Annotated in this window: 13 protein-coding genes and 1 riboswitch; of the genes, 6 read left to right on the forward strand and 7 right to left on the reverse strand. The window is 72.0% G+C overall.

The features are described 5' to 3' along the window. Nucleotide 1: 1 nt before the first annotated feature. The 3 genes from ACYBSK_RS06605 to ACYBSK_RS06615 all read right to left on the reverse strand — a co-directional run bounded on the left by ACYBSK_RS06605 (nucleotide 2) and on the right by ACYBSK_RS06615 (nucleotide 3354). Nucleotides 2–676 carry an SCO2322 family protein gene (locus ACYBSK_RS06605; protein ID WP_460245462.1) on the reverse strand — a complete coding sequence of 225 codons (675 nt, stop codon included), beginning with the start codon at nucleotides 674–676 and terminating at the stop codon, nucleotides 2–4. Next, nucleotides 673–1902, reverse strand: coding sequence for a prenyltransferase/squalene oxidase repeat-containing protein (locus tag ACYBSK_RS06610; protein WP_460245463.1), 1230 nt, complete (start codon nucleotides 1900–1902; stop codon nucleotides 673–675). The genes ACYBSK_RS06605 and ACYBSK_RS06610 overlap by 4 nt, the downstream gene beginning before the upstream one ends. A gap of 102 nt (nucleotides 1903–2004) precedes the next feature. Next, nucleotides 2005–2080, reverse strand: a riboswitch (adenosylcobalamin-variant (AdoCbl-variant) riboswitch). A 215-nt stretch (nucleotides 2081–2295) separates the two neighbouring features. Further along, complete coding sequence (locus tag ACYBSK_RS06615; protein ID WP_460245464.1) at nucleotides 2296–3354, reverse strand: MBL fold metallo-hydrolase; 1059 nt, start codon at nucleotides 3352–3354, stop codon at nucleotides 2296–2298. A gap of 188 nt (nucleotides 3355–3542) precedes the next feature. Between ACYBSK_RS06615 and ACYBSK_RS06620 the strand changes: the two genes are divergently transcribed. Both ACYBSK_RS06620 and ACYBSK_RS06625 read left to right on the forward strand, forming a co-directional pair. Then, nucleotides 3543–5009 carry an aldehyde dehydrogenase gene (locus ACYBSK_RS06620; protein WP_460245465.1) on the forward strand — a complete coding sequence of 489 codons (1467 nt, stop codon included), beginning with the start codon at nucleotides 3543–3545 and terminating at the stop codon, nucleotides 5007–5009. A gap of 2 nt (nucleotides 5010–5011) precedes the next feature. Continuing rightward, nucleotides 5012–5245, forward strand: a complete 234-nt coding sequence (locus ACYBSK_RS06625) for a ferredoxin (RefSeq protein WP_457475922.1) — start codon at nucleotides 5012–5014, stop codon at nucleotides 5243–5245. Between the two features lie 124 nt (nucleotides 5246–5369). Here the strand turns inward: ACYBSK_RS06625 and ACYBSK_RS06630 are convergent, their stop codons facing one another. Beyond that, the gene (locus ACYBSK_RS06630; RefSeq protein ID WP_460245466.1) at nucleotides 5370–6068 is read right to left on the reverse strand and encodes a TetR family transcriptional regulator; all 699 of its coding nucleotides are present in this window, start codon (nucleotides 6066–6068) and stop codon (nucleotides 5370–5372) included. Nucleotides 6069–6244: 176 nt separating this feature from the next. On the opposite strand from ACYBSK_RS06630, the gene ACYBSK_RS06635 reads away from it, so the two are divergent. Genes ACYBSK_RS06635 through ACYBSK_RS06645 form a run of 3 tightly spaced genes read left to right on the forward strand, consistent with a single transcriptional unit; the run spans nucleotide 6245 to nucleotide 9383 of the window. Beyond that, a complete protein-coding gene (locus tag ACYBSK_RS06635) occupies nucleotides 6245–7582 on the forward strand; it encodes a glycosyltransferase family 4 protein (RefSeq protein ID WP_460245467.1) in 1338 nt (445 codons plus the stop codon). Next, nucleotides 7576–8316 carry a class I SAM-dependent methyltransferase gene (locus ACYBSK_RS06640; protein WP_457475925.1) on the forward strand — a complete coding sequence of 247 codons (741 nt, stop codon included), beginning with the start codon at nucleotides 7576–7578 and terminating at the stop codon, nucleotides 8314–8316. Before ACYBSK_RS06635 ends, ACYBSK_RS06640 begins: the two co-directional genes overlap by 7 nt. Continuing rightward, nucleotides 8313–9383, forward strand: coding sequence for a prenyltransferase/squalene oxidase repeat-containing protein (locus ACYBSK_RS06645; protein ID WP_460245468.1), 1071 nt, complete (start codon nucleotides 8313–8315; stop codon nucleotides 9381–9383). The genes ACYBSK_RS06640 and ACYBSK_RS06645 overlap by 4 nt, the downstream gene beginning before the upstream one ends. 192 nt (nucleotides 9384–9575) lie before the next feature. On the opposite strand, the gene ACYBSK_RS06650 is transcribed toward ACYBSK_RS06645, so the two are convergent. Beyond that, entirely contained in the window at nucleotides 9576–9872 is a 297-nt protein-coding gene (locus ACYBSK_RS06650; protein ID WP_457475927.1) for a hypothetical protein, read from the reverse strand. Nucleotides 9873–9962: 90 nt separating this feature from the next. Here ACYBSK_RS06650 and ACYBSK_RS06655 point away from each other — a divergent pair, with 90 nt between their 5' ends. After that, nucleotides 9963–10553: a hypothetical protein gene (locus tag ACYBSK_RS06655; protein ID WP_457475928.1), complete on the forward strand. Its 591-nt coding sequence runs from the start codon at nucleotides 9963–9965 to the stop codon at nucleotides 10551–10553. A gap of 4 nt (nucleotides 10554–10557) precedes the next feature. On the opposite strand, the gene ACYBSK_RS06660 is transcribed toward ACYBSK_RS06655, so the two are convergent. Together ACYBSK_RS06660 and ACYBSK_RS06665 are read right to left on the reverse strand one after the other, a co-directional pair. Beyond that, nucleotides 10558–11568 carry an LLM class F420-dependent oxidoreductase gene (locus tag ACYBSK_RS06660; protein WP_460245469.1) on the reverse strand — a complete coding sequence of 337 codons (1011 nt, stop codon included), beginning with the start codon at nucleotides 11566–11568 and terminating at the stop codon, nucleotides 10558–10560. A gap of 116 nt (nucleotides 11569–11684) precedes the next feature. Then, the gene (locus tag ACYBSK_RS06665) at nucleotides 11685–12548 is read right to left on the reverse strand and encodes a hypothetical protein (RefSeq protein WP_457475930.1); all 864 of its coding nucleotides are present in this window, start codon (nucleotides 12546–12548) and stop codon (nucleotides 11685–11687) included. Nucleotides 12549–12565: the final 17 nt, after the last annotated feature.

The raw sequence follows: 12565 nt of genomic DNA on the forward strand, positions 1-12565 counted from the left end.
GTCAGCCGCGGCGGCGTCGGGCCCGGACACCCGCCGCGACACCGAGCACGACCACGGCGGCGATCCCGGCGAGGAGACCGACGGAAGGACCGCCGTCGTCGCCGTCACCGCCGTCGCCGGACGGCGCCGCGGAGTCCTTCGCCGTCTCCGGGGCCTTCGACTCCGACTTCGACACCTGCTCGCCGCAGCCCGTCTCCGGGTAGCCGGAGATCGCGCACAGCATCGCGCTGCTGTCGTAGCGCAGCGGCTTCGCGACCGCGGCCAGCGCGTCGGCGCTCGTCGCGTCCTCGGCCACCTGCGCGCATTCGGTGCGCGGCCTCGGCGGGGTCTCGGCGCCGGGGGCGTCGGCCGCCGTGCCGGAGTCGATGACGAGGGCGATCCGCTTCTCGCCGTCCTTGGCCGGGGTGTCGGCGCAGACCTCGTCGAAGTCGGTGGTGCCGCGCGGCTGCTTCGCGTCCTTCGAGTCCTCGCTCACCGCGAAACGGAAGCCCTGCACGTCGCCGTCGTCCGGCCTGGTCTGAGAGGGGCCCGTCGTCGCGTACGTCCACGAGCCGCCGTCGCGCTCCCAGAAGGACCAGTACCGGTACCCGGCGGCCTGCGCGGGGGCCGCCGCCACGGCCGCGAGGAGCAGCGCCAGCACCGCGACGACCAGCGCGGCCGGCCTGCGAGCGGTCACGGCTGCTGCTTCTTCCGGCCGCTGAACAGGAAGCCGGCGCCCACGGCGGCGATGAACATCACGCCGATGATCCACCAGTTGGTGCCGCTGCCGCCGTCGTCCTTCTTCTCGTCGGAGTCGGAGGCGGACGACGTGGTGGAGGCGGGCTCGGGGCCGGTCTTGTCGAGCGCGCTCACCAGGTCCGTGCCGCCGAAGTCGCGGGGGTCGTTGCCGGTGGCGTGCGCGGCGAAGATCAGCTCGGCGTAGGCGGCGGGGCCGGTCTGCGCGGCCCAGTCCTTCGCGTTCTTCTCCAGCCAGGCGTACGAGTTCTTGGTGGCCTTGATGCCCTCGGCCGCGGCGACGGCGGTGACCGCGTCGGCGGTGTTGCCGTAGTCGGGCTGGTCGGTGGCGCCGGCCAGCTGCGACTTCAGGTACAGGTGGGTGTCGAGCTGGTTCTGGAGGTACACGGCGCCGTTGTGCGCCACGGTCTCGGCGCTCTTGCCGTCCTCGCAGGTGTACGCGTCCGGGGCCGTGCCCTTGCCGGGCGCGAAACCGGTGCCGAGGGCGCCGAGCACGCCCGCGGCGGTGGCGTCGGCGTTCGCGGCGAGCTCGCCCTTCTTGTCGGGCTGGTAGGCGAGGGCGCCGCCGTCCTTGCCCTTGGCGCAGGGCAGGGCGAGCGCGGCGAGGGCGTCGGCGCCGGTCCTGCCCTTGCCGGACTTCACCTCGGTGGGCTTCTCGCCGGCCGCGGTGAGGGCGCCGATGGCGACGGACGTGGAGTTCGCGTCGCTGTCCGTGCCGGGGCTGTAGCCCCAGCCGCCGTCGGCGTTCTGGTTCTTCTTCAGCCAGTCGACGCCCTTGGCGATCTCGCCGTCGCGGCCGCCGACCGCGGCGAGGGCCTGGACGGCGGCCGCGGTGCTGTTGCTGTCGATCTTCGTCTTGCTGTTGCAGGGCTCGGTGGGCTTGGCCCGGAAGGCGGCGAACCCGCCGTTCTCGCACTGCTGGCCGGCCAGCCAGTCGACCGCCTTCGCGGCCGGCTTCACGCCCACGGTGTCCTGGGCCACGAGGGCGAGGGACTGGCGCCAGACGCCGTCGTACGTGGGGTCGCTCTTGCCGTAGAGGCCCGAGGGGACGACCACCTTCGGCGAGGGGGAGGCACTGTCCGCACCGTCGGCGAACGCGGCGTGCGCGCTCACGGCGCCGATCGCGACGGTCGCGGCGATGAGCGCGGCGCTGCGGCGAATGTTCATGGTGGGGCGGGTGCCTCTCCCTGCGGGGAGCGGGGTGGCGCGGCACGTGAGGGTGCCGGGCGGCTCCGCTCCGTATTCCTCGACGGTGCTGGGCCGAGCGCGTACGTATGAGGCATTCCGGCTGTGACGGTTGCGGGTCAGCGCCGGATTCGCACCGGCTTCCCCTCGTACGTACGTACTGACGACGTCCTCACTGTACCCGGCACCGCGCCCCACCCCCGGGGCTCCGCCCCGGACCCCGCTCCTCAAGCGCCGGAGGGGCTGAAAGATCGGGGCTCTGCCCCGGACCCCGCTCCTCAAGCGCCGGAGGGGCTGGATATGGGGCGCCGGAGGGGTAGGGGGTGGGACGTCGGAGGGGGAGGAGGTGGGGCGCCGGAGAGGGAGGGGGTGGGGTCAGGGGGTGGTGACGTAGGTGGTGGGGGTGGTGCCGGGGACCTGTTCCACGCGGCCCGACTTCTCCAGGCGGCGCAGATGCGCCTCCGCTTCCGAGACGGCGATGGTGCGGGAGCCGTAGGGGATCTGGGACCAGGGGCGGTTCCACTCCATGCGTTCGGCGAGCTGCCAGGGGGTGAGGGGAGTGGTGAGGAGGGTGAGGAGGCCGGTGAGGCGGTCCTCGTGGTGGGCCAGCAGCTCCGTCACGCGCGCGGGCGCGTCCGCGAAGGCGTGCTGATGCGCCGGAAGGACCTCCGCCGGGTCCAGGCGCCCCACCCGCTCCAGGGAGTCGAGGTAGTCGCCGAGCGGGTCGGTCACGGTGGCGTCGTCCGGGTCCTCGTACAGGCCGATGTGCGGGGTGATCCCCGGGAGCATGTGGTCCCCGGAGAAGAGGCGGCCGTTGCCCGCACGCCCCGAGGGGTGCTCCTCCTCCAGGTGCAGGCACACGTGCCCGGGAGTGTGGCCCGGCGTCCAGATCGCGCGCAGCCGCCGCCCCGGCAGGTCGAGGAGGTCGCCGGGGGTGATGGTGCGGTCGGGCAAGGCCGGTGAGAATCCAGGGAGTTGGCGCGGTTTCCCGGAGTCGCGGGCCGCGAGGAGCGGGGCCACGTGGTCCTCCGGCGCCCCGGCCGCCGCCAGCTTCGCGGCCATGAAGGCGTACCACCGCTCCGGCCGGTTCTCGCGCGTGCGCCGTACCACCGCCACGTCCGCCTCGTGCATCGCGATCCACGCCCCGGACGCCTCCCGCACCTTCCCCGACAGGCCGTGGTGGTCCGGGTGGTGATGGGTGATCAGGACACCGGTGAGTTCGGCGACATCGGTGCCGCAGGCCGTGAGGCCGTCGGTCAGGGTGTCCCAGGACGTCGGGTCGTCCCAGCCGGTGTCGATGAGGACGGGCCCGGCGTCCGTGTCGACGAGGTAGACGAGGGTGAAGCCGAGAGGGTTGTCGGGGATCGGTACGCGGATGCTCTGCACGCCCCCGCCGTGATCGGTCACCTGCGTCGTCTCCGGCGCCTTCGTCATCGGGCTCCCTCCACCGGTGCGGTGTTCCAGCCGAACTTCCGCCACTGTACGGGAAGTTGTAGAACTTGTTTCAATGGTCGCCCCGGCGAACCGTATCCCGCGTCCCCGCACCACCCTTCCGGATCGTTACTAGAACTGGTATCAGTTCTGAAACACCGTCAGAAATGTCGTGCGTGAGGATGCCAGCCATGACCGAGCTCGTGGAACACGGACAGCTGTTCATCGGCGGGGAGTTGACCGACCCGCTCGGCAAGGACGTCATCGAGGTGGTCTCCCCGCACACCGGAGAGGTCTTCGGCAGGGTGCCGCACGCCGCGCCCGCCGACGTCGACCGCGCGGTGGCCGTCGCCCGCCGCGCCTTCGAGGACGGCCCCTGGCCGCGGATGAGCCTCGACGAGCGCATCGAGGTCGTGACGAGGATCAAGGACGCGTTCGCCGTCCGGCACGAGGAGATCGCCCGCGTCATCAGCAGCGAGAACGGCACCCCGTACACCTCCGGCGTCATGGTGCAGGCGCTCGCCGCGATGATGGTCTGGGACTCCGCGATCAACGTCGCCCGCGGCTTCACGTACGAGGAGACCCGCGACGGCGCCCTCGGCAAGCTCCTCGTACGGCGCGAGCCGGTGGGCGTGGTCGCGGCGATCGTGCCGTGGAACGTCCCGCAGTTCACCGCCGCCGCCAAGCTCGCGCCCGCGCTGCTCGCCGGCAACCCGGTGATCCTCAAGACCTCGCCGGAGACACCGCTCGACGCGTACATCCTCGCGGAGATCGCCACCGAGGCCGGGCTGCCGGAGGGGGTGCTGTCCATCCTCTCCGCCGACCGCGAGGTCAGCGAGTACCTGGTCGGGCACCCCGGCGTCGACAAGGTCTCCTTCACCGGGTCCGTGCCCGCGGGCAAGCGCGTCATGGAGGTCGCCGCGCGCAACCTCACCCGCGTCACCCTCGAACTCGGCGGCAAGTCCGCGGCCGTGGTCCTGGAGGACGCCGACGCGAGCGCCGCGGTCTCCGGGATCGTCCCCTTCGCCTGGATGATCAACGGGCAGGCGTGCGTGGCGCAGACCCGCATCCTCGTGCCGCGTTCGCGCTACGACGAGTTCGCCGACGCGTTCGCCGGGGCGGCCTCCGCGCTCAAGGTCGGCGACCCGCTCGACCCGGCGACCGAGGTCGGCCCGCTCGTCGCCGAGCGGCAGCAGCGGCGCTCGCTCGACTACATCCGCGTCGGTCAGGACGAGGGCGCGAAGATCCTCACGGGCGGGGGCGTGCCGAAGGGGTTCGAGCAGGGCTGGTACGTCGAGCCGACGCTCTTCGGCGACGTCGACAACTCGATGCGCATCGCCCGCGAGGAGATCTTCGGCCCGGTCATCTGCCTGCTGCCGTACGGCGACGAGGCGGAGGCCGTGAAGATCGCGAACGACTCCGAGTACGGCCTCAGCGGCAGCGTCTGGACGGCGGACACGGCGCACGGGGTGGAGATCGCGCGGCAGGTGCGCACGGGCACGTACAGCGTGAACACGTTCAGCCTCGACATGCTCGGTCCGTTCGGGGGCTACAAGAACTCCGGGCTCGGGCGGGAGTTCGGGCCCGAGGGGTACGGGGAGTACTTCGAGCACAAGATGATCCATCTGCCGGCGGGGTACGAGCCGGAGGCGATCTGACGATGGGCGACCGGTGGCATGTCGAGGTCGACCGGAGCGTGTGCATCGGGTCGGCGATGTGTGTGAACACGGCGCCGGACGGGTTCCGGCTCGACAGCGCGAGGCAGTCGCATCCGGTGGAGGCGGACGGGGATGCGAATGAGCGGGTGCTGGCGGCGGCGGAGGGGTGTCCGGTCGAGGCGATCACGCTCACGCTCGCCGACACGGGTGAGGTCGTCTTCCCGCCGGAGGATTAGGGCGGGGGCGGGCCCCGGTCTTCTGAGCCCCTGCGGCGATTGAGCAGGCCCTTCAAGCCCCTGCGGCGATTGAGCAGACGGCTCCGTGGCCGATGCCGCGGGGCTCCGCCCCGGACCCCGCTGCTCAAACGCCGCAGGGGCTATGAGTAGCCCCGCCGGCGATTGAGGCGCCGGGTCCGGGGCGGAGCCCCGGGGTGTGGGTTACGGACGGCGGGGGGGCGGAGAGGTCGATCAGGCGGCAGACCATTTCGATGTCGATCTTGACCTGGGCGATGGAGGCCCGCCCCGACAACCAGGTGATGAGCGCGGAGTGCCACGTGTGCTCGATGACCCGCACCGCCGAAAGCTGCTCCGGCGTCGGATCATCGAGCTCCATCGCGTCCAGGATGATCGCCGTGGTCTGCCGCGACACCTGGTCCACCTCCGGGCTCACGCTGCGGTCCGCGAACGTCAGCGCCCGCACCATCGCATCCGCGAGATGCGGCTCCCGCTGCAACGCCCGGAACGCCCGCATCAACGTCTCCGCCACCCGCTCCGACGGAGACTCCCCGGCCGGGGGCCGCTTCCGCACCGTGGTGTGCATGTGCTGGAGCTGGTCCTGCATCGTGGCGACGAGGAGGTGCACCTTGCTGGGGAAGTAGCGGTACAGCGTGCCGAGCGCGACCTGGGACGACTCGGCGACCTCCCGCATCTGCACCGCGTCGAACCCGCCCCGCGCCGCGAGCTGCGCGCTGGCGTGCAGGATCCGGCGGCGCCTGGCCTCCTGACGCTCAGTGAGCGCGGGGGCGGAGCGGGTGGCGGTTCTGGCGTCCGGAGCTGTCATCAGAAGGCTTTCCGTGTCCCGTGGAGCCCGCCGTGGCGTGAATCACCTGATCCACCCCTTACAGCCTGGCTACCTGCCGGTAGATTCGATGCTCTTGAACGATCAAGTCTGAAACTTGTTCTAGATTAGCGTCCCACGTAGTGTCCACGGGCAAGCAGGAAGAAGGGTGGCCTGGAGTGACCGCGGAGTCCTTGCGTATCGCTCTCCTCACGTACAAAGGCAACCCGTTCTGTGGTGGTCAGGGAGTGTATGTCCGGCATCTGTCGCGTGAGCTGGCGCGACTCGGGCACCGCGTGGAGGTCATCGGCTCCCAGCCGTACCCCGTGCTCGACGAGGCCGGCGCGGACGGGGCGCCGACCGGGCTCTCGCTCACCGAGCTGCCCAGCCTCGACCTGTACCGCAGCCCCGACCCCTTCCGCACGCCGAAGCGCGACGAGTTCCGCGACTGGATCGACGCCGTCGAGTTCGCCGCCATGCGCACCGGCGGCTTCCCGGAGCCGCTGACGTTCTCGCTGCGCGCCCGCCGCCATCTACGGGCAAGACGCGGCGAGTTCGACGTCGTGCACGACAACCAGACGCTCGGGTACGGGCTCCTCGGGGGCATCGGCGCCCCGCTCGTCACCACCATCCACCACCCCATCACCGTGGACCGGCAGCTGGAGCTGGACGCCGCCGAGAACTGGCAGCAGCGGATGTCCAAGCGCCGCTGGTACGCGTTCACACGCATGCAGAAGCGGGTCGCCCGCCGCCTGCCGTCCGTGGTCACCGTCTCCGGCACCTCCCGCGACGAGATCGTCCAGCACCTCGGCGTGCGCCCCGGACGCATCAACGTCGTGCACATCGGCGCCGACACCGACCTGTTCTCGCCGGACCCGGCCGTGCCGGAGGTGCCGGGCCGGATCGTGACGACCTCCAGCGCCGACGTACCGCTCAAGGGCCTCGTGTACCTCGTCGAGGCGCTCGCCAAGGTGCGGGCCGAGCAGCCCGACGCGCACCTCGTCGTCGTCGGCAAGCGGCCCGAGGAAGGCCCCGTCGCGGGAGCCATCGCGCGCTACGGCCTCGAAGGCGCCGTCGAGTTCGTCAAGGGCATCACCGACCAGGAACTCGTCGACCTCGTGCGCTCCGCGCAGGTCGCCTGCGTGCCCTCCCTCTATGAGGGGTTCTCGCTGCCCGCCGCCGAGGCCATGGCCACCGGCACCCCGCTCGTCGCCACCACCGGCGGCGCCATCCCCGAGGTCGCGGGTCGCGACGGCGAGACCTGCCTGGCCGTGCCGACCGGCGACGCGGGCGCCCTCGCCGGGGCCCTCGGCCGGCTCCTCGGCGACCGTGAGCTGCGCGCCCGGCTCGGCGCCGACGGCCGCGCCCGGGTCCTGGAGCGCTTCACGTGGGCCCGTGCCGCGCAGGGCACCGCCGAGCTCTACCGCGAGGCGATGGAGGCCGCGCCGCGGCCGACTCGCCCCGTACGCACCGAAGTTGTCACCGAAACCCCCCAGGAAAGCAGGGCCACGTGCTGACCGTCGACTTCACCCGTTTCCCGCTCGCCGCGGGCGACCGCGTCCTCGATCTCGGGTGCGGGGCCGGACGGCACGCGTTCGAGTGCTACCGGCGCGGGGCGCAGGTCGTCGCCCTCGACCAGAACGCCGAGGAAATCGCCGAGGTCGCCAAGTGGTTCGCCGCGATGAAGGAGGCGGGGGAGGCCCCGGCCGGTGCCACCGCGACCGCCATGGAGGGGGACGCGCTCCAACTCCCCTTCCCCGACGAGTCGTTCGACGTCGTCATCATCAGTGAGGTCATGGAGCACATACCCGACGACAAGGGTGTGCTCGCCGAGATGGTGCGCGTGCTGAAGCCGGGCGGCCGGATCGCGGTCACCGTGCCGCGCTACGGGCCCGAGAAGGTGTGCTGGGCGCTGTCCGACGCGTACCACGAGGTCGAGGGCGGCCACATCCGCATCTACAAGGCCGACGAGCTCCTCGGCAGGATGCGCGAGGCGGGCCTCAAGCCGTACGGCACCCACCACGCGCACGCGCTGCACGCCCCGTACTGGTGGCTCAAGTGCGCCTTCGGCGTCGACAACGACAAGGCGCTGCCGGTGCGGGCGTACCACAAGCTGCTCGTCTGGGACATCATGAAGAAGCCCGCGCTGACGCGGGTCGCCGAAGGACTCCTCAACCCCGTCGTCGGCAAGAGCTTCGTCGCGTACGCCACGAAGCCGCACCTCCCGAAGGCCGACGGGGCCGCTGAGTGAGCAGCCCGGAGCGGACCGAACTCCTCGTACTGCCCGGTGTGCTGACGGCCGATCAGGCCGCGCGGACCGTCGCCGGGATCCTCGGCATCCAGCGGCCGGACGGGGCGATCCCCTGGTTCCGGGGGCACCACCTCGACCCGTGGGACCACACCGAGGTCGCCATGGCGCTCGACGTGGCGGGCGAGCACGAGGCCGCGGCGCGGGCCTACGAGTGGCTGGCCCGTCACCAGAACGAGGACGGCTCCTGGTACGCCGCCTACCGCGACGGCGACCCGCGGGACGTCACGGACCGGGGCCGCGAGTCCAACTTCGTCGCGTACATCGCCGTCGGCGTCTGGCACCACTACCTGTCCACCGGCGACGACACCTTCCTCGACCGCATGTGGCCGGCCGTGTGCGCGGCGACGGAGTTCGTCCTGCGCCTCCAGCAGCCCGGCGGCCAGATCGGCTGGAAGCGCGAGGACGACGGGACGCCGGTCAACGACGCGCTCCTGACGGGCAGTTCGTCGATCCACCACGCGCTGCGCTGCGCGCTCGCCATCGCCGAGCAGCGCGAAGAGCCGCAGCCCGACTGGGAGTTGGCGCTCGGCGCGCTCCGGCACGCGATCCGCAGCCACCCCGAGCGGTTCCTCGACAAGAACCGCTACTCGATGGACTGGTACTACCCGGTCCTCGGCGGCGCCCTGCGCGGCACCGAGGCCAAGGCCCGCATCGAGGCCGACTGGGACCGCTTCGTGGTCCCCGGCCTCGGCGTGCGCTGCGTCGTCCCCAACCCGTGGGTGACCGGCGGCGAGAGCGCCGAACTCGTCCTCGCGCTCTGGGCGATGGGCGAGTCCGACCGGGCCCTGGAGATCCTCCAGAACATCCAGCACCTGCGCGACCCGGAGTCGGGCCTGTACTGGACGGGTTACGTCTTCGACGACCAGGCCGTCTGGCCGGAGGAACTCACCACCTGGACCGCCGGTTCGGTCCTCCTCGCGGTGGCGGCCCTCGGCGGCGACGAAGCCACGTGCTCCGTGTTCGGCGGCGGCGCGCTCCCGACGGGCGTCGACCCCGGCTGCTGCTAGTAGCGGCGCAGTCGGTTCGCCAGGGCGTGGCCGACGAAGAGGTAGACGACGGCCGCCAGGCCGTAGCCGGCCACGACGCGCGCCCAGCTCTCGTCGAACGTGCTGTGTCTTCTGGGGGGTGCCCCCAGACCCCCGGGTCGTGCGACCGGCGGGGTGGCGGGGGCGCTGCCGGTGCGGCGGTTGGACGGTGGGTCAGTAGCGGCGCAGCCGGTTCGCCAGGGCGTGGCCGACGAAGAGGTAGACGACGGCCGCTAGGCCGTAGCCGGCCACGACGCGCGCCCAGCTCTCGTCGAACGTGAACAGGTCGTAGGACCAGCCCGCCAGCCAGGCGGACGTGTCGTGGACGACCTGGACCAGGTCGTTGCCCCGGTTCGCGTCCAGTAGGTACATCAGGATCCACAGGCCGAGGATCAGGGCCAGTACGTCGGCGACGATGACGACGACCCTGGCCGCTTCGCTGGTGCCTCGATAGTGCCGATTCGCAGACATGTTCCTCCGCATGTCCCCGCCGCCCGCGTCCAAACCCGTACGGGCCCGCCCCGGTGGCGCAGGCGCCAGCGCCGGTCAATGCTGCCACCAGTGCAACTCCAGCCCCGGAGGTACGCGGTGGTCTCCCGTTCCCCCCTGTCCCTACGACGTCTGCTCACGGCCCTGCTGCTGTGCGGCGCGCTGCTCGCGGGCACGACCGCGTGCGGCTCCGACAGCGATTCGGCGGACGCCACGAAGGCGTCGGCGAGCGCCACCTCGACGGCCGAGAAGCAGAAGTTCGCCAAGACCCGGTTCGCGGCGAACGCCGGGCTCGCGGCGGGTGCCACCTACCAGTGGATCGTGAAGCCGTACCGCGCGGGCAAGTTCAAGGCGGGCGCCGACGGCCGCCGGTTCGCGCTCGTCAAGGCGGGCCTCGCGGGCGCGTTCACGTACAACCGGCTGAAGGCCGCCGCGAAGAACGCCGAGGGCGATCCGACGCTCTCCAAGGCGGTCGGGCCGCTGTCGGCCGGCATCGCCTCGCTGAAGGGCCTGTCGACCAAGCTGCGCAAGGGCGAGGGCCTCGGCGACGTGACCTCCTCCTTCGACGAGGTCATCAACGGCGTCAAGGACGCGGGCAAGAGCGCGGGCGCCGAGGTGACCAACAAGGTGCCGTCGGCGTCGCAACTCACCAAGGGCTCCTAGGGGCCTACGAGTTCAGCTCGGCCAGCACGCGCAGGGTGTGCGGGTCCGGGGACAGGACCAGCAGGTCCGTCACCGGGCCCTTGCGCCACAACTCCAGCCGCTCCGCGATGCGTTCGCGCGGCCCCACGAGCGAGATCTCGTCGGCGAACGCGTCGGGCACGGCCAGCACCGCCTCCTCCCTGCGCCCCTCGGCGAACAGGTCCTGGACGTGCCGGGCCTCGGCCTCGTACCCCATGCGCGCCATCAGATCGGCGTGGAAGTTGCGGGTCGCGTGCCCCATGCCGCCGATGTAGAAGCCGAGCATCGCCTTCACGGGCAGCAGCCCCTCCGCGACGTCGTCGCAGACCTTCGCACGCGCCATCGGCGCCACCGTGAAGCCCTCCGGCAGCTCCGTCAGCGACGCCCGGTACACGTCCGTGCGCGTCGGCGACCAGTACAGCGGCAGCCAGCCGTCCGCGATCCGCGTGGTCTGCGCGATGTTCTTCGGGCCCTCCGCGCCGAGCAGGATCGGCAGGTCGGAGCGGAGCGGGTGGGTGATCGGCTTCAGGGCCTTGCCGAGCCCCGTGCCGTCCTCGCCCCGGTACGGGTGCGCGTGGAAACGCCCGTCGACCTCGACCGGGCCCTCGCGCCGCAGCACCTGCCGTACGACGTCCACGTACTCGCGGGTCGCCGTGAGCGGGGAGCGGGGGAACGGGCGCCCGTACCAGCCCTCCACGACCTGCGGCCCGGACAGTCCGAGGCCCAGCATCATCCGCCCGCCCGACAGGTGGTCCAGCGTCAGCGCGTGCATCGCCGTCGTCGTGGGGGAGCGGGCCGCCATCTGCGCGATCGCCGTGCCGAGCCGGATCCGCGAGGTGTGCGCGGCGAACCAGGTGAGTGGGGTGAACGCGTCGCTGCCCCAGGACTCCGCCGTCCACACGGAGGCGTAGCCCAGCTCCTCGGCCTCGCGCACGAGGGGCAGATGGTCGGGGTTCGGGCCGCGCCCCCAGTACCCGAGTGCGATTCCGAGCCGCATGCGCGCCCCCCCATATCTGCATATCTGATGGGCCGTCACTTCCGCTGCGCGACTGTACGCGAAAGGCCCCCCACCCGGAAGACGGGCGAGGGGCCTCGCGAGGCGGTGCGACGGGATCAGCCGCGCTGGATCCCGGACGTGTCCTGGAGCACGCCGCGGCGGCCGTCCTGCGTCTGGGCGACGAGGCCCGGACCGCGCTGCTCGACGGCCAAGTACCAGGTACCCGGCGCCAGTTCGGCGATCGGGTTGCCCGAGCCGTCCTCCGCGTACAGCGGACGCGGCACCGGCACGGCGAACCAGAACGGCGAGAAGTCCGCGGCCGGCTGCTGCTGCGCGGCCTGCGGGGCCGGAGCGCCGCCCTGCTGCGGCTGACCGCCGTAGGGCTGCTGCCCGTGGCCCGGCTGCTGCGCACCGTACGGCTGCTGCTGGCCGGGCTGCTGCTGGGCTCCGGGGTAGCCGTAGCCCTGCGGCTGCCCGCCGTACGGCTGCGGCTGCTGCGGGCGCGGGGCGCCGAGGAGGGCGCCCTTGAGGGCGGGGACCAGCGGCGTGGCGACCGCGGCGCCCGCCATGATCAGCGTGGCGACGAGGGCCAGGATCAGGCCGATGCCGGCGTCCGGGCCGTCGGAGCTCCCGCTGGACAGGCCCGTGCCGACGTTGTTGCCGCCGCCCAGCGGGTCGAAGATGTTGCCGAGCGCCGACCACGCGGCGAGGATCGTCGCCGCGATGCCGAACTGACCGAGGTCGATGCCCGCGACCTTGCGGGGCTGCGGCAGACCGCGATTGACCACGATGAGCGCGGCGCCGATGATGCCGGCGAGCACCACGCCCATGAGAAGCGGGCCGCTCTCCCAGGAGTTGGGGAACTCGACGCTGTCGGGAGCCCCATCGACGGAGTAGATGTCGAGGAACGAGGCGATCAACAGCAATACCGCTGCTCCGATCACCACGCCGTCGCCTCGAGTGAGGGAGCGGATATTCACTTCAAGTCCTTCGTCAG

It is taken from the genome of Streptomyces sp. BYX5S (genome assembly GCF_054724165.1).

What these genes read in the sequence shown, in the direction of transcription:
- ACYBSK_RS06610 (WP_460245463.1), bottom strand. Translation starts at nt 1,902, where the DNA reads ATGAACATTCGCCGCAGCGCCGCGCTCATCGCCGCGACCGTCGCGATC.
- ACYBSK_RS06660 (WP_460245469.1), bottom strand. Translation starts at nt 11,568, where the DNA reads ATGCGGCTCGGAATCGCACTCGGGTACTGGGGGCGCGGCCCGAACCCC.
- ACYBSK_RS06650 (WP_457475927.1), bottom strand. Translation starts at nt 9,872, where the DNA reads ATGTCTGCGAATCGGCACTATCGAGGCACCAGCGAAGCGGCCAGGGTC.
- ACYBSK_RS06615 (WP_460245464.1), bottom strand. Translation starts at nt 3,354, where the DNA reads ATGACGAAGGCGCCGGAGACGACGCAGGTGACCGATCACGGCGGGGGC.
- ACYBSK_RS06625 (WP_457475922.1), top strand. Translation starts at nt 5,012, where the DNA reads ATGGGCGACCGGTGGCATGTCGAGGTCGACCGGAGCGTGTGCATCGGG.
- ACYBSK_RS06620 (WP_460245465.1), top strand. Translation starts at nt 3,543, where the DNA reads ATGACCGAGCTCGTGGAACACGGACAGCTGTTCATCGGCGGGGAGTTG.
- ACYBSK_RS06630 (WP_460245466.1), bottom strand. Translation starts at nt 6,068, where the DNA reads ATGACAGCTCCGGACGCCAGAACCGCCACCCGCTCCGCCCCCGCGCTC.